The following is a 15692-nucleotide window of genomic DNA, read 5'->3' on the forward strand; positions in this document are numbered from 1 at the left end:
CCAACAGGCAGGCGGCGGCTTTTTTCAGGCTTTCTTTCCCTCCAGCTCCTGTCTCCGCCGTTCCAAAATCCGGGGGAACCGCCAGAGGAACATGCTGCCGGTGGTGACGGCGGCCAGGATATCCGCCGCCGGTTCGGCCAGAAACACGGCAAACACCTTGTCGCTCAGAACATGGGGCAGCAGCAGAATCAGGGGCAGCAGCAGAATGATCTTCCGCAGCAGGGCCAGAAAGAGGGACACCTTGGCCTGGCCCAGGGCCACAAAGCTCTGCTGGCAGGCGGACTGAATGCCCAGCATGAACATGCCCGCGGCGTATACCCGCAGGGCCCACACCGCCAGCTCCACCAGCTCCGGCTTGTCGTTGAACAGGGCCACAAACACCTGGGGGAACAGCTCCAGGGCGGCGCAGGCGGTACAGCTGAAGGTAAACGCGCAGATAGTCAGCAGCCGGCAGGTCTTTTTCACCCGCTCCAGGTCGCCGGAGCCGTAGTTGAAGCCAATAATGGGCTGGGCCCCCTGGGCGATACCCTGGATGAGCAGGAAGAACACCTGCATTACCGAGGAACAGATGGTCATGGCCCCCACGGCGGAGTTGCCGCCGTAGGCCTTCAGGGAGGAGTTGAAGGCGATATTCACCAGGCTCTCGGTGGAGTTCATGATGAAGGGGGACACGCCCAGGGCCAGCACGGGGGCCAGCACCTTGAAGTCAATGCGGAAAAACCGCCGCTGGAGCTTCAGCTTGGTGCGCTTGCCGGTGAGGAAGCAGAGCACCCACACCGCCGACACCGCCTGGGCGGTAATGGTGGCCAGGGCGGCCCCCTTGACCCCCATGTTGAAGCCGAAGATGAGGATGGGATCCAGCACAATGTTGGTCACCGCGCCGATGAGCACCGTGGCCATGGACATGGTGGAAAAACCCTGGGCGGTGATAAAGAAATTGAGACCCATGGAGATCTCCACAAAAATGCTGCCCCACAGGTAGATGGTCAGGTAATCGCTGGCGTAGCCCAGGGTCTCCGGCGTGGCGCCGAAGAGCAGGAGCATAGGCTCCTTCACCAGCTGGAAAAACACGGTGGCCGCCACCGCCAGCACAACCAGCAGGGCGGTGGCGTTGCCCAGGATGGCGTTGGCCTGGTCCTCTTTCCCCTCTCCCATGCGCACCACCGCCCGGGAGCCGCCTCCCATGCCCACCAGGGCGGAGATGGCGGAGACGAACATGATCACCGGGAAGCACACTCCCAGTCCGGTGAGGGCCAGATCACCCACCTCCGGGATGTGGCCGATGTACATGCGGTCCACAATGTTGTACAGGGCGTTAACCAGCTGGGCGGTCACCGACGGCAGCGCCAGCCGCAGCAGCAGCTTGCCGATGGGGTCCCGGCCCAGGTCGTTTTCCCGCTTTGCCACCGCTTACCCCTCCTTCTCCAAAAAGTACGTGGCCTCCATGTCCGCCACGCTGAGGGCGAAGGCAAGGGGGTACTGCTGCATAGCCTGGCCCACCAGGCGTTTGTCCTCGTCGCCGGAAAAGCCCATGTGCCAGCGGATGGCCATGGCCTCCTCCCGGGTGAGCCGGAGAAAGCCCGAGAGGATGTACACGCTCTTTTCCCCGTGGCCGTAGGGCAGCTTATCCTCGTAGTAGAAGGTGGGCACGCTCTGCCATTTGCCGTCCGGCCCCTTGATGTTGCGGGTACCCGCCTGGTAGCAGCCGATCTTGCACACGTCATGGAGCAGGGCCACCAGGGCCACGCTCTCCGGGGTGTACTCCAGGCCGTAGAGCTCCCGCACCCGCTCCCGCTCCAGGTAGGCGTTCAGACACTGGTAGACGTTGACGCTGTGCTGGCACAGCCCGCCGGCATAGGCCCCATGGAACCGGGCCGAGGCGGGAGCGGTGAAGAAGTCGCTCTTGTGCTCCAGATAGTCCAGCAGGGCGTCGGCCCCCTCCCGGTGGATGTTGTCCCGATAAATCTGCAGAAAGGTCTCTCTCCCGTCCATAGCGGTTCTCCTTTTTTTGTTCAATTAAACTAGAGTATAGCACACTCCGCCGGCAAAAGCCACCCCATGCACCCCTGCTTCGCAATCCGAATAGAATGGCCGGAACAGGAGGTGCGGTATGCAGTGGCTTTCTACATTGGGCACGGCGGCGGTGTTTGCCGCCGCCTGTAATCTGGATACGGTCATTCTGGCCATGGGCTGGGCCACCCGTGGGGTGCGGCCCGGCCGGGAGCAGCGGTGGGTGATCGCGGGGCTCACCACCCTCATCACCTGGCTGTCCCTGGCTCTGGGCTCCCAGGCCGCGGCGGCGGGGGTGGTGGCCCCCCTGGGCGGACTGGTGCTGGTGGGCATGGGGCTGTGGTGCGTGCTGGACTGGCTGCGGGCCGCCGGAGGCCCGGAGGACGCCCCCAGAGCCGGGGGCTCCAGCCTGTGGGACTGGGTGGCCCTGGCCGCCGCCCTGGCGGTGAACAACGCCGGCATGGGGGTGGCCGCCGGGGTGTCCGGGGTCAGCCCCGGCTGGGCTGCCGGGGCCAACCTGGTGTGTACCCTGGCCGCCCTCCCCCTGGGGCGGGCCCTGGGGGACGGGGTGGCGGGGCGGCTGCTGGGCCGGTTCGCCCTCCCCCTCTCCGGCGGACTGCTGGTGGCCCTGGGGGTGTGGGAGGTGCTGAGCCCGTAGCAAAGGGCGGCTCTTTGTGGTACAATGGGGCCAAAGGATGTGATACCTATGACATTGCTGGACCGTCTGGGTGGCCGGCAGGCCATCCGGCAGGGGGTGGAGGACACCTTCCGCCCGCTCTCCCGCCACCCCCACCCCTCCCATGGGGAGGCCCTCACCTGCAAGGACTACGCCGCCTTTCTCCGGGAGAAGCTGGGGGGAAATCCGGTGGAGGACTCCGTACATAATCTGCTCTGTCCCCTGCCCGCCACCCCCGGCCGGGAGGGGCGGCCCCGGCTGATCCTCCAGGGCCACATGGATATGGTATGCGCCGCCGCCGGGGACTTTCAGCCCGAGCGCGACCCGGTGACCATTGTGGCAAAGGACGGCTTTCTCCGCAGCGACGGCCGCTCCTCCCTGGGGGCGGACAACGGTCTGGGCAATGCGGCGGTGCTGTGGCTGCTGTCCACCGGCCAGGTGGCCCACGGGCCCCTGACGCTGCTGTTCACCACCGCGGAGGAGGTGGGCCTGGCGGGGGCCAAGGAGGTGGACCCGGCCTGGCTGGCGGGGAGCGATTACCTGCTGAACACCGACGGCTTCCACCTGGGCCGGGCCATTGTGGGCTCGGCCAGCGGACGGCGGGAGACCTGGAGCCGCCCCCTGGAGCTGGAGCCCGCCCCTCCCCTGCCCGCCTGGCGGCTCACCCTCTCCGGCGGACTGGGGGGCCACTCGGGGGACGACATCCACCGGGGCCGGGGCAACCCCATCAAGCTGCTCTCCGGCTATCTGGCGGGGCTGCCCAGCGGGCGGATCGCGGAGCTGTCCGGGGGCCTCACCCACAATGCCATACCCGCCTGGGCGGAGGCGGTGGTGTTTGCCCCCGAGGAGCCTGACCTGACCCTGCTGCAGAACGCCCTGGAGCTGTACCGTCAGGCCGACCCCGGCCTGACGGCGACCTGCGCCCCGGCGGAGGGGCCGGAGGAAGTGTGGACGGCCACCTTCCAGGCCCACGTGCTGGCCTTTCTCAACGGGCTGTATCACGGAGTGTATACCATGGACCCCGCCTTCCCCGGTGTGGTAGGGGCCTCCGCCAACCTGGGCAAAGCCGGGGCAACAGAGGGCGCTTTTCAGGTGTGCTCCTTCCTCCGCTCCGCCCGGCGGGAGGAGGAGCAGGAGCTGGCCCACCGGCATGAGGCTCTGGCGGCGGCCCACGGCTTTACCGGCACGGTCACCGGCTACCCCGGCTGGCCGGGTGAGCGAAACAACCCCCTGGCGGCGGTGCTGGACCGGGTATGGCGGGCACAGACCGGCCGTGGCCTGGACATCGGCGCCGTCCATGTGGGACTGGAGCCCTCGGTATTCCAGGACAAATGCCCCGCTTTGGTGATGGCCAGCACCGGGCCGGACATTCTGGACGCCCACTCGGTGGATGAGCGGGCCCCGCTGGACACCCTGCCCGACTACGTGCTGCTGCTGGCAGGCACGCTGGAGGCCCTCTGATCCCCTTCCAACCGGCAGAAAAAGCCGGGGCAGCACGTCGCTGCCCCGGCTTTCTTGTCAGGGGATCTTATTCCGCGTCAGCGGTGAGGAGGGCGCTGGCCCGCACCATGAGGGCGGCCAGCTCGGCCCGGGAGGCAGAGCCCTGGGGATTCAGGGTCCCGGCGTTGCCCTTGAGCAGGCCGTTGGACACGGCCCAGCTCACGGCGTCCTGGGCGAAGGCGGAGACAGAGCTGCCGTCGGTGTAGGCGGACAGATCCCCGGCGGCGGTCACGTCCACACCCTGGAGCTGGGCGTAGCGGTACAGCATGGTCACCGCCTGCTCCCGGGTGAGGGTGTTGTCGGGGGCGAAGGTGCGGTTGCCCACGCCGGAGGCCACCCCCGCCTCGCTGGCCCAATCCACGGCGGCGGCGCAGTAGGAGGTGTCGGCCACGTCGGTAAACTGGGCGTCGGCAGCGGCGGCGGGCTCACCGGCCATACGGTGCAGGATGGTGACCATCATGCCCCGGGTGGTAGCCATGTCAGGGGCGAAGGTGGTGCCGGTGACGCCGGTCATCAGGCCCTGCTCGGTGACGGCGGCCACGGAGCCGGCGTACCAGGCACCGGCGGCCACGTCGGCATAGCCGGTGGTCTCGGTGGTCTCCTGGCCCATAACGCTGGCAAAGGCAAAGTTGGAGATGAAGTTGAACTCATCCCGCTGGTGGACTTTGTTGGTCAGGGTGTTGGCAAAGAGCACCACGTCCAGCTGGACGCCGCCCGCCCCCTGGCCCTCATAGGAGATGGCCTGGATGGAGTCGTTCAAAAAGTCGTTGTAGTGCTCGCCGGTGCTGGGCAGGAAGCCCTCCAGCAGCTCCTTGGAGCCGTCCAGCTGCACCAGCACCTGGGCGCCCTGGGGAATGGCGGCGAAGTAGCCCGCGCCGTAGCCGTAGAGGAGGTCATCCCCCTCGGCCACATAGCTGGCGGTGACCAGGCTCTCGGTGGGGTAGGTCACATAGGCCAGGGCGTCCATGGCGTTGCTGCCGGCGGTCTCATACACCAGCTGACCCTCGGCAAAGAGGTCAACGGCAGAGCTCATGGCGTCATAGCCGTAGCCGATGTAGGGGGTGCCGCTCTTGACGGCGGCCAGGGCCTGTTCGTCCAGGGCGGCGGCGCCGATGATCACGTCGGCCTTGGAGGCGTCGTCGGTGACGGTGAAGCCCAGCAGCTCCATGGCCTGGCGGTCATAGTTGTACTCGTAGGCGCCGCTGACCAGGGAGGTCTTGACAAAGCCCTGGTCATTGTCGGCGGGCTTGCCGGAGATGTAGATCACGGGGGCCTTGGAGAGGGCGGTGGCGGCGGGGGCGTCCGTCACGCCGATGCCGGTGAGCAGGTAGTCGCCGGCCACGCTCTGCCAGTCGGCGTAGGCGCACAGGAAGCTGCCCTGATACTGGCCCTCGGTGATGAGGGAGACCGTCTTGCCCGCCTTCAGCAGGGCGTTGACGGCGGCGGTGGAGTCCTCGGAGGCGTTCATCAGAATGACCTGGCCGTTCTCCACCCCGGTGTAGGAGGAGGTCAGACCGGACACGTAGGTCTGAGCGGCGGCATAGTCCATGGCCTCGCCGCAGACGGCGGCGATGGTCTCATAGGCGGCGGGCTGGGCGCACACCGCCATGTCGAAGCCACGGGTCTTGTCGAAGGCGGTGATGCCCTCGGAGTAGAGCACGGGCCACTCGGTAATGACGGTGCCGTCGTACAGCACGCCGTTGGCCACGCTCCGCTTGGCCTGGTACATGGATACGATCAGGGTACCGGCGGGGTACTCCACCCCGTCATAGGTGAAGGAAGATTCGGTCAGGTTGACCTTGACGCCGTTGCGGGTCAGATACAGCACCATCTCGGCGGCGTCCTGCAGGTTGGACTGGTTGGCGCCGTCCATGGGGATAATGTAGCACTCGGGGTAGAAGTTGCCGTTCTCCCCCTGGCCGTCGTACTCGGGCCGGAACAGATCAGCCTCGGCCCCCTCCACGTCGTACTGGTCGCAGAACCACTGGCCCACCAGCTCGTAGGCGTCGGAGTTGGCGTTGGTCACGCCCCGCTCGAAGATCTTGGTCTGGTTGAGCAGGTAGCTCTCCTTGTTGGCGGCGATGTAGGCGCTCTGGCCCAGCTGGCCGTAGGCCAGGCCCTCTACCATGAACTGGTCGTAGGCAGGCACCTCAACGGTGTAGGCCAGGGTGCCGTGGAGCATGGCGTACTGGGGGGTGTAGCTGGTGGACATGTCATCCCAGGGGTCCAGCCACTGGGTCTGATCCTCCCCGTCGGCGGTGGTCTCGCCGGTGTAGGTCAGGTAGTCCCGCTGGGGGATGACGTAGCTGTTGTGGCCGTCGTTGTTGGCCACGGCGGCAATGCCCAGGGCCTCGCCGCCGGTCATCAGGTGCTCGGCCAGCAGATCGTACTCAAAGTTGGGCTCGTGGGGGGGATCGCAGGGCTCGCACTGGAAGGCGGACACCCGGCCGTGGAACTCGGTAAAGCTGACGGGGTTCCACTGGGCGATGAGCTGGGTCATATTCTGGGTCTCGGCCTGGGTCTGGAAGGAGTTGTCCCGGTTCAGGTCGAAGCCGCCGGAGGAGGTACGGGTCATGTAGGTGCGGCCCTCCACGTTCTCCTCGGGGACGATGATGAAGAACACGTCGTTCAGCAGCTCGTCCACAACCACCGTCTCGGTCTCCATGGTATAGTACTTCTCCAGGTCCACGGGGACAGACTTGGTGGAGGTGGTGCCGTCGGCGTTCTCACCCTTGATGTAGCCCAGGTAGGTGGCGCTGTCGGCCACCAGGTCGGGGACGGCCACGGAGCCCTCCTGGCCCGCGGGGCCCATCTGGCGGGCCAGCTCGGCCTCGCCCTCGGCGGTAAAGCCGGTGAGCTTGTTGTAGTCAATGGAGCCGGTCTCAGAGGCGGCGGCCTCCACCAGCATCCAGGCAAAGGTCAGCACGCCGTCGGCGGCGGCCACCTCGTTGGCGTGTACGTTGGAGTAGAGTACGGGCACCTGGTAATCCCCCAGGGTGCCGGTTTCAATCTTCTGGATCAGGGCGGTGGGGTCGCTCTCGGCCTGGGCCTTGAGCTGCTGCCACTTCTCCACCGCGGCCTTGTCCTTGGCCACGATCAGGTAGGGCATGTCCAGGCTCTCCATGCCGTTGTCCCCCTGGCTCTGGCCCATGGAGAACTGCTCCACATAGAGGTCGGTGTTCTCCTGGGCGTAGGACACAAGCTCGTCCAGCTGGGCATAGAGCTCGTCCATGGTGTGGAAGCTGTCATAGGGGGCCACCTTCAGGGCCACGGAGCCCAGCTCCTCCCCGTCCAGGCTGACGGACAGGTCGAAGTAGCCGCACACGTCCAGGTAGTAGCCGCCGTTGGTGTGGGGGGCGCTGAGATCCTCTCCGAAGTAGCCGCAGTTTTCAAAGGTAACGGTCAGATAGACCTGGCCGTCCACCGTCTCGGCCCCGGAGACAATGTTGCGGAAGAAGGGGGTCTCCCCATCCGCGCACACCCAGCTGTCCAGCGCTCCGCCCTGGGACTGGTTGGGGAACAGGGTGTCGTCCAGGTATTCCTGGCTGGGGTCACGGTCCAGGGACCAGACGGCCTGCTCCGCGGCGGCCTGGGCCTCCTCCTCGGTCAGCTCCACCGGGATGCTGGCCTTGAAGGTCCGCTCGTTGGTGAGGGAGACCATATTCTCTCCGCCGTCGCCTGTGGTGTTGGCGAACTGGGCGGCGTGGGCGGTATCTTCCGCGGCGGCGGCCGGGAAGATACACAGGGACAGCAGGATGGCGCATGCCGTCACCAGAGACAGCGCCTTCCCAACGGGCTTGTGTTTCCTCATGCTTATCACCATTCTCTTTCCTTCCGGTCTGGAGTGAATCATATTCGCATATGACGAATCTGATTGATTTAAAAATACCATCAATGGTAAAAAGCGTCAAGTATAAAAATACATAAAATCACCACGCTATATGAATATATATTTATACGTACACCGTAAAAGGCCTGGGGCCCCAGCGCATACACGCTGAAACCCCAGGCCTGCTTTTGCATATTCAGCAGGGACACTGACGGCCGGTGTGATCGATGGTGTAGTCCGTACCGCACTCGCCAGGCAGAATAATCTGGGAGATGGGCACAAAGGTATAGCCCTCCTGGAGCAGGGCCTCGATAATGCCGGGCAGGGCCTCCGGGGTGTGAAGGGCGGCGTTGTGGAACAGGACGATGGAGCCGGGCTGCACCTTGTTCACCACCCGCTGTGTGATCTCCGAGGCGGACAGGTCCTTCCAGTCCAGGCTGTCCACGTCCCACTGGATGGGCTCCATGCCCATGGAGCGCACGGCGTTGATCACATGGTCGTCATACTCCCCGTAGGGCGGGCGGACCAGGGTTGGCCGCACGCCGGTGACCGCCTCGATTTTATCGTTGCAGGCGTTGAGGTCGGCCACAATCTCCTGGGTGCTCAGCTGGGACATGTGGGCGTGGGAGTTGGAGTGGTTCATCACCTCATGGCCCGCGTCGGACAGGGCCTTCACCGACTCGGGATATTTGTCCACCCAGGAGCCCACCACAAAAAAGGTGGCAGTTATGTCGTAGCGGTCCATGATGTCGATAAGCTCCTGGGTATCCTCATTCCCCCAGGCGGCGTCGAAGGAGATGGCCACCATTTTCTGGTCCCGCTGGACGCAGTAGATGGGCAGCTGGCGGTTGGTGGAAGCGGCGGTGGCGGCGTAGGGGTAATTCACCACATAGAAGATCAGCGCCGCCGCCAGGGCGCAGGCCAGGGCCGTCAGCCTCTTTTTCCGAAACAGCAAGATTTTTCCCATAGAAAACCCTCCTTTGTGCCATTCTATGCCGCCAACCGGCCGGACAGAAGGGCGCAGAAAGGCCCCCAGTTCCGTCAGAGGAACTGGGGGGCGGCCGGCTCCCGGTCCTCAGCGGCGGAGCAGGAGCACAGCTATGTCGTTTACATTGGTGCCGGTGGCCCCGGTGACGATCAGTCCGTCGCAGGCCTTCAGGGCGGTGTAGGAGTCGTTCCGGCGCAGCACGTCATAGATACGCATGCCCTGCCGGGCCAGAGCGTCCCGGGTGTGGCCGTCCACATAGCCGCCGGCGGCATCGGTGGGGCCGTCGGTGCCATCGCTGCCCACGGAAAAGACGGCGGTGCCGGCAAGGCCCGCGATCCCCTCGGCGGCGGACAGGGCCAGCTCCTGATTGCGGCCGCCCTTGCCCTTGCCCGTCAGGTGGACCACCGTTTCCCCGCCCGCCAGAAAGGCCAGGGAGCGGCCGGTATTCTGGTGGGACCGTGCCACGGCGGCCAGGAAGTCCCCCGCCTCCCGGGCCTCACAGTCCAGGCTGTCCGTGAGGAGCATGGGCTCATAGCCCAGTTCCCGGCAGGCAGCGGCGGCAGCGGCGCACAGCGCCCGGACGCTGCCGGTGATGACGGTATGGACGTTGTGCAGCTCCTTGGGGGTCTCCTTGTCCAGGCAGCCCGCCGCCTCCCCGGAAAGGGGCAGGGCGTACTTATCCGCGATACGCCGGGCGTCGGCGCAGGTGGAGGAGTCGGGATAGGCCGGGCCGGAGGCGATCATGTCCAGAGGGTCGCCGATGATGTCGGACAGGACGATGGAGCACACCCGGGCGGGGGCGCAGTGCTGGGCAAAGCGTCCCCCCTTCACGGTGGACAGCCGCTTGCGGATGGTGTTCATCTCCACAATGTCCGCCCCGCAGGACAGCAGGCTCTGGGTAAGCCGCTGCAGCTCGTCCTGGGGGACCAGGGGGGCCTCAAAGAGGGCGGAGCCGCCGCCGGAGAGCAGAAACAGCACGGTATCCTCCGCCGTCAGGTCCTGGGTCAGGGCCAGGGCCTCCTGGGTGGCCGAGAAGGTGTCCTGGTCGGGGACCGGGTGGCCCGCCTCCCGGATGAGCAGCTGGCCGATGGGCCCCTGGGCGTGGCCGTGCTTGGTGATCACGATGCCGCTGCTCAGTTTGTCCCCCACGCAGTCATAGGCGGCGCGGGCCATGGACCAGGCCGCCTTGCCCACCGATACCAGTACCAACCGCCTCTGGGGGAGCGGAATGTCCTTCAGGGCCCGGCGCACCGCCGCGTCGGGCTGCACCGCGGCGATGGCCCGGCGGACGATCTGGTCGCAGTCGTTTCTCAGTTTCCTGCCTGTCCTCATAACCATATCCGGCTAAACCTCTTCCCTGCCTTGCCTGGTTTTATTCTTCCGCCGTCATGTTGCCGTTGACCACATTGAAATGGTGGTTTACCGCCAGCATCAGGTGGGTCTTGTCCCGGCGGCGCAGGGCGTCCACCATCTGCTCGTGGGCGTACTGGAGCTGATTGCCGGTGCGGGGATTCTGGAGGATCCGGCGGCGCATGTCGCTGATGAACCGGTCGATGGTGGAGGACAGGGCCCGGAGAATCTGAATGATGAGCTGATTGCCCGAAATGGCGGCAATCTCGTCGTGGAGCCGCTTGTCCAGCTGGGCCCCCATCTCCGGCGGGCAGGCGGTCATCTGCCGCACCAGGCTGTCCAGCCGGTCCACCTGGCTGTCGGTGATCCGGTCCACCGCCAGCAGCGCCGCCTGCAGCTCCAGCCCCGAGCGCAGCTCGGCCAGCTGGTGGTAGTCGATCTGCTGGAGCAGAATGAGCATGTCAAAGGAATCCTGCAAGTTGCGCTGGATGTTGCAGCTGATGAAATTGCCCGCCCCCTGGCTGCTCACCAGAAAGCCCATGTGTTCCAGCAGGCGGACGGCCTCCCGCACGGAATTGCGGCTGATGCCCAGCTGTTCGGACAGCTCCCGCTCAGGGGGCAGGGACTGGCCTAGGGTGAGCTTGCCATCCCGGAGGGCGTCCTCCAAATAGGTCAGTACGTGCTCGTAGGATTTCTGCTGTTCCGCCATATGCTCAGCCTCCCTTTCCAAACGATATCCGTGGACTTGTCAGATTGTAACTATTATACCACATCAGTCAACAAGTTGTAAAGGTAGTGCCAATTCGAAAAACTGGTAGGTCCAAAACTGCACAAAAATGACACCAGGAAACTTATGCACCCATACAAATTTAGCTTAAATGCCAATTAAAGCCGGATATTCCCTTGACATTTTGCCATCATGCGCCTAATATTGCTTTTGAAAAAAGCAAACGGGTGCGTATAGATTTTATTTTGGTTCTACCATAAGCGCGACGGTGTAAGGGAGTGTCTGGCTGTGTTTGTGCGGTTTGTGCTTGCTCTGCTTCCCATCCTCTGGCTGGCTGTGGCCCTCAGCGTCTGGAAACGCCCCGCCTATCAGGTCTGCCCCCTGGCGCTGGCGCTTACCGTGCTGCTGGCCCTGTTCTACTGGAAGAGTCCGGGGACGGAGGTTTTGACCGGCGGCCTGGAGGGGGCTGTCATGGCCCTGTGGCCCATCTCGCTGGTGATCGTGGCGGCGGTGTTCACCTATAATCTGACGGTGCGCACCGGGGCCATGGAGCGCATCAAGGGGATGCTCACCGCGGTGACCCGGGACAAACGGGTGCTGGTGCTCCTGATCGCCTGGGGCTTTGGGGGCTTTATGGAGGGCATGGCGGGCTTCGGCACCGCGGTGGCCATCCCGGCGGGCATCCTGTGCGGCCTGGGCTTCGACCCCATCTTCTCCGCTCTGGTATGTCTGGTGGCCAACGCCACCCCCACCGCCTTCGGCTCCATCGGCATCCCCACCATCACCGCCGCCTCGGTGGCGGGACTGGAGGCCGGCCCCACCGCGGTGGTGGTGGTGCTCCAGCTGGCCCTGATGGTGGTGCTCACCCCCCTGCTGATGGTGATGATGACCGGCGGCGGGGTCCGGGCCCTGAAGGGGGTCTGGCCGGTGGCCCTGGGCTCCGGAGTGGCCTTCGTGATCCCCGAGTTTCTCACCGCCAAGTATGTGGGGGCGGAGCTGCCGGCGGTCACCGGCTCGGTGGTGTGCATGGTGGTAACCATCCTTCTCTCCAAGCCGCTCAAGGGGGAACCCCCCGCCCAATACGCCCTGCCCAGGACCCAGGAGCAGACCGGCCTCACCGTCAGGGACGGGGCGCTGGCCTGGTCCCCCTTCATCCTGATCTTCGTGCTGCTGCTGGCCACCTCCAGCCTGGTACCCCCCATCCACAACCTGCTGGCGGCCGTCAAAAGCGACGTGGTGATCTACTCCGGCCAGGAGGCCAGCCCCTATACCTTCTCCTGGGTCAATACCCCCGGCGTACTGATCTTTATCGCCGCCTTTGTGGGCGGCGCCCTGCAGAAGGCCAGCCTGAAGGTGATGGGCCAGGTGCTGTGGGCCACCCTGAAGCAGATGTCCAAGACCATCATCACCCTGGTGTCCATCCTGGCGGCGGCCAAGATCATGGGCTACTGCGGCATGACCAGCGACATCGCCGCCTTCCTGGTGGCGGTCACCGGGTCGGCCTACCCCATTGTGGCCCCCCTCATCGGCTCCATCGGCACCTTCGTTACCGGCAGCGCCACCTCCGCCTCGGTGCTGTTCAGCGGCCTGCAGGCGGAGACCGCCTCCGCCCTGGGGATGGATGCCGTCTGGCTGGTGGCCGCCAACACCATCGGCGCCACAGCGGGCAAGATTATCTCCCCCCAGAGCATCTCCATCGCCACCGCCGCCACCGATACGGTGGGGCAGGAGAGCATCATCTTGCGGAAATCCATCGGATATTATATCCTGTTTGTAGTGGTGTTCGGTCTCATCGCGCTGCTGGCCCACCCGCTGGCGGCCCTGGTTCTGTGACCGGCGCACCGGAAGGAGGAACGGCATATGGCGCAACTCAAACTGCCCTTCGGCCGGGGGCACATCACGGCGGACATCCCCGACGGCCGCCTGGCCGGGGTGCTCCAGTCCAGGGCCCACAGCTATCAGGCCAAGGCGGACCAGCCGGAGCTGGTGCGTCAGGCCCTGGAAAACCCCATCGGCTCCCCCCGCCTGCGGGAGCTGGCGGCGGGCAAGAACAAAGTGGTTATCCTCAGCAGCGACCACACCCGCCCGGTACCCAGCAAGGTGATCCTGCCCCAGCTGGTGGAGGAGATCCGGGCGGGAAACCCCGACGCGGAGATCACCGTACTGGTGGCCACCGGCTTCCACCGGCCCACCACCGAGGCCGAGCTGCTGGACAAATACGGCGAGACGCTTTACCGCCACTCCGGGCTGCGCTTCGTCATCCATGAGAGCGGTAAAAAAGAGGACATGGTCCACCTGGGCACCCTGCCCTCCGGCGGGGAACTGCTTATCAACAAGCTGGCGGCGGAGGCCGACCTGCTGGTGGGAGAGGGCTTCATCGAGCCCCACTTCTTCGCCGGGTTCTCCGGCGGCCGCAAGAGCGTGCTGCCGGGGGTGTCCAGCCGGGAGACCGTGCTGGCCAACCACTGCTCCGCCTTTATTGACAGTCCCAATGCCCGCACCGGCATCCTGGACGGCAACCCCATTCACCGGGATATGCTGTATGCCGCCCAGCAGGCCAAGCTGGCTTTTATCTGCAACGTGGTCATCGACGCTGACAAGCGGGTGATCGCCGCCTTCGCCGGACACTTCGACCAGGCCCACCGGGCAGGGTGCGCCTTTGTAGACCAGCTCTCCGGCGTGGATGCGGTTCCCGCTCCCATCGTCATCACCACCAACGGGGGCTACCCCCTGGACCAGAACCTGTATCAGTCGGTGAAGGGCATGACGGCGGCGGAGGCCACCTGCGCCCCCGGCGGGGTGATCATCATGGTCTCCGCCTGCAGCGACGGCCACGGCGGCCAGTCCTTCTACGACACCTTCGCCCATGAGCCGGACAACCGGAAGATCATGGACCGGTTCCTGGCCACCCCCAGCGACCGCACCATCCCCGACCAGTGGGAGGCCCAGATCCTGTGCCGGGTGCTCCTGCAGCACCCCGTCATCCTGGTGACCCAGGCCCCCCGGGAGATGGTGGAGGCCATGCACCTCCACTGGGCGGCCGACCTGCCCGCCGCCATCGCCCTGGCCGACCGGCTGCTGGGTAAGGCGGACAGCCCCATCACCGTCATTCCCGACGGGGTTTCGGTCATCGTACGCAAGTAAAGGCAAATCCGATGTGATGTTATCAAATAAAGGGGAGCGTTTTTATGAGCCAGTACAACAAGGTCACCCCCGAGCTGATTGAGGCCCTGAAGGCCGCCGTGCCCGGCCGGATCAGCGTGAATGGGGACATCAACGAGGACTTTTCCCACGACGAAATGCCCATCTACGGCAAGGCCATGCCCGAGGTGGTGGCGGAGTGCCTGACCACCGAGGAGGTGGCCGCCGTCATGAAGCTGTGCAACGAGAACCGGGTGCCCGTCACCCCCCGGGGCGCCGGCACCGGCCTCACCGGCGGCGCGGTGGCCATCCACGGCGGCGTGGTGCTGTCCACCACCAAGATGAACAAGATCCTCTCCTACGACACCGAGAACATGGTGGTCCGGGTCCAGGCGGGCGTGCTGCTCAACGACCTGGCGGAGGACGCCGCCAAGCAGGGTTTCCTCTATCCCCCCGATCCCGGCGAGAAGTTTGCCACCCTGGGGGGCAACGTGGCCACCAACGCCGGCGGCATGCGGGCGGTGAAGTACGGCGCCACCCGGGACTATGTGCGGGCTATGACGGTGGTGCTGCCCACCGGCGAGATCGTCCACCTGGGGGCCAGCGTGTCCAAGACCAGCTCGGGCTACTCCCTGCTCAACCTGATGATCGGCTCCGAGGGCACCCTGGGCATCATCACCGAGCTCACTCTCAAGCTCATCCCCGCCCCCAAGGAGGTCATCAGCCTGGTGGTGCTCTACGAGAACCTGGAGGACTGCATCTCCACCGTGCCCAAGCTGATGATGGCCAACCTCCACCCCCAGGCCCTGGAGTTCATGGAGCGGGAGATCGTCCGCCTGTCCGAGAGCTACCTGGGCAAGAGCACCTTCCCTCAGACCTTTGAGGGCACCGACGTCAACGCCTACCTGCTGGTCACCTTTGACGGCGAGAACGAGGATCAGCTCACCGAAATTATCGAGCAGGCCTCCGAGGTGGTGCTGGAGGCGGGCGCCCTGGACGTGCTGGTGGCCGACACTCCCCAGCTGAAGAAGGACGCCTGGGCCGCCCGGTCCACCTTCCTGGAGGCCATTGAGGCCAACACCAAGCTGCTGGACGAGTGCGACGTGGTGGTGCCGGTGAACCAGATCGCTCACTATGTCACCTACATCAAGGAGATCTCCGAAGGCTACGACTTTGAGGTCAAGAGCTTCGGCCACGCCGGCGACGGCAACCTGCACATCTACACCTGCTCCAACGACATGGAGCTGGCCGCGTTTGAACAGCAGGTGGCCGACTTTATGGAGAAGGCCTACGCCAAGGCCACCGAGCTGGGCGGCCTGATCTCCGGCGAGCACGGCATCGGCCACGGCAAGCTGGACTACCTGGCCCAGATGGTGGGCCCGGTAAACATGCGTCTGATGTGCGGCATCAAGGAGGTCTTTGACCCCAATCTGGTGCTCAATCCCGGCAAGGTCTGCTATAAGCTGTAAAT

Annotated in this window: 11 protein-coding genes; 5 read left to right on the plus strand and 6 right to left on the minus strand. The window is 65.2% G+C overall.

Annotation, left to right across the window (positions count from 1 at the left end; genetic code table 11):
* Window positions 1-24: 24 nt before the first annotated feature.
* Both B5F88_RS07605 and B5F88_RS07610 read right to left on the minus strand, forming a co-directional pair.
* Window positions 25-1407, minus strand: coding sequence for an MATE family efflux transporter (locus B5F88_RS07605; protein WP_087343807.1), 1383 nt, complete (start codon window positions 1405-1407; stop codon window positions 25-27).
* A gap of 3 nt (window positions 1408-1410) precedes the next feature.
* Complete coding sequence (locus tag B5F88_RS07610; protein WP_087343810.1) at window positions 1411-1992, minus strand: HD domain-containing protein; 582 nt, start codon at window positions 1990-1992, stop codon at window positions 1411-1413.
* Window positions 1993-2110: 118 nt separating this feature from the next.
* Here B5F88_RS07610 and B5F88_RS07615 point away from each other — a divergent pair, with 118 nt between their 5' ends.
* On the plus strand, window positions 2111-2668 hold the full coding sequence (locus B5F88_RS07615) for a sporulation protein (RefSeq protein ID WP_087343813.1): 558 nt from the start codon (window positions 2111-2113) through the stop codon (window positions 2666-2668).
* A gap of 48 nt (window positions 2669-2716) precedes the next feature.
* Window positions 2717-4147, plus strand: a complete 1431-nt coding sequence (locus tag B5F88_RS07620; RefSeq protein ID WP_162612139.1) for a M20/M25/M40 family metallo-hydrolase — start codon at window positions 2717-2719, stop codon at window positions 4145-4147.
* 67 nt (window positions 4148-4214) lie between these two features.
* On the opposite strand, the gene B5F88_RS07625 is transcribed toward B5F88_RS07620, so the two are convergent.
* From B5F88_RS07625 to B5F88_RS07640, 4 genes are all read right to left on the minus strand, one after another.
* Window positions 4215-7997: a M14 family metallopeptidase gene (locus B5F88_RS07625; protein ID WP_087343893.1), complete on the minus strand. Its 3783-nt coding sequence runs from the start codon at window positions 7995-7997 to the stop codon at window positions 4215-4217.
* A gap of 214 nt (window positions 7998-8211) precedes the next feature.
* Complete coding sequence (locus B5F88_RS07630) at window positions 8212-8982, minus strand: polysaccharide deacetylase family protein (protein ID WP_087343818.1); 771 nt, start codon at window positions 8980-8982, stop codon at window positions 8212-8214.
* Window positions 8983-9090: 108 nt separating this feature from the next.
* Window positions 9091-10341 (minus strand): glycerate kinase, encoded by a 1251-nt coding sequence (locus tag B5F88_RS07635; protein ID WP_242959680.1) that lies wholly within the window; start codon window positions 10339-10341, stop codon window positions 9091-9093.
* Window positions 10342-10375: 34 nt separating this feature from the next.
* On the minus strand, window positions 10376-11062 hold the full coding sequence (locus B5F88_RS07640) for an FCD domain-containing protein (RefSeq protein WP_087343821.1): 687 nt from the start codon (window positions 11060-11062) through the stop codon (window positions 10376-10378).
* 306 nt (window positions 11063-11368) lie between these two features.
* On the opposite strand from B5F88_RS07640, the gene B5F88_RS07645 reads away from it, so the two are divergent.
* The 3 genes from B5F88_RS07645 to B5F88_RS07655 are packed head-to-tail and all read left to right on the plus strand — an operon-like array spanning window position 11369 to window position 15690.
* The gene (locus tag B5F88_RS07645) at window positions 11369-12913 is read left to right on the plus strand and encodes an L-lactate permease (protein ID WP_087343824.1); all 1545 of its coding nucleotides are present in this window, start codon (window positions 11369-11371) and stop codon (window positions 12911-12913) included.
* A 27-nt stretch (window positions 12914-12940) separates the two neighbouring features.
* Complete coding sequence (gene larA / locus B5F88_RS07650; RefSeq protein WP_087343827.1) at window positions 12941-14224, plus strand: nickel-dependent lactate racemase; 1284 nt, start codon at window positions 12941-12943, stop codon at window positions 14222-14224.
* Window positions 14225-14268: 44 nt separating this feature from the next.
* Window positions 14269-15690 carry an FAD-binding oxidoreductase gene (locus B5F88_RS07655; RefSeq protein WP_087343830.1) on the plus strand — a complete coding sequence of 474 codons (1422 nt, stop codon included), beginning with the start codon at window positions 14269-14271 and terminating at the stop codon, window positions 15688-15690.
* The last annotated feature ends 2 nt before the right edge of the window (window positions 15691-15692 follow it).

It is taken from the genome of Flavonifractor sp. An306 (assembly GCF_002159455.1).
Taxonomy (GTDB): domain Bacteria; phylum Bacillota; class Clostridia; order Oscillospirales; family Oscillospiraceae; genus Flavonifractor.

What these genes read in the sequence shown, in the direction of transcription:
- B5F88_RS07610 (WP_087343810.1), bottom strand. Translation starts at nt 1,992, where the DNA reads ATGGACGGGAGAGAGACCTTTCTGCAGATTTATCGGGACAACATCCAC.
- B5F88_RS07615 (WP_087343813.1), top strand. Translation starts at nt 2,111, where the DNA reads ATGCAGTGGCTTTCTACATTGGGCACGGCGGCGGTGTTTGCCGCCGCC.
- B5F88_RS07620 (WP_162612139.1), top strand. Translation starts at nt 2,717, where the DNA reads ATGACATTGCTGGACCGTCTGGGTGGCCGGCAGGCCATCCGGCAGGGG.
- B5F88_RS07625 (WP_087343893.1), bottom strand. Translation starts at nt 7,997, where the DNA reads ATGAGGAAACACAAGCCCGTTGGGAAGGCGCTGTCTCTGGTGACGGCA.
- B5F88_RS07630 (WP_087343818.1), bottom strand. Translation starts at nt 8,982, where the DNA reads ATGGGAAAAATCTTGCTGTTTCGGAAAAAGAGGCTGACGGCCCTGGCC.
- B5F88_RS07635 (WP_242959680.1), bottom strand. Translation starts at nt 10,341, where the DNA reads ATGGTTATGAGGACAGGCAGGAAACTGAGAAACGACTGCGACCAGATC.
- B5F88_RS07640 (WP_087343821.1), bottom strand. Translation starts at nt 11,062, where the DNA reads ATGGCGGAACAGCAGAAATCCTACGAGCACGTACTGACCTATTTGGAG.
- larA (WP_087343827.1), top strand. Translation starts at nt 12,941, where the DNA reads ATGGCGCAACTCAAACTGCCCTTCGGCCGGGGGCACATCACGGCGGAC.
- B5F88_RS07655 (WP_087343830.1), top strand. Translation starts at nt 14,269, where the DNA reads ATGAGCCAGTACAACAAGGTCACCCCCGAGCTGATTGAGGCCCTGAAG.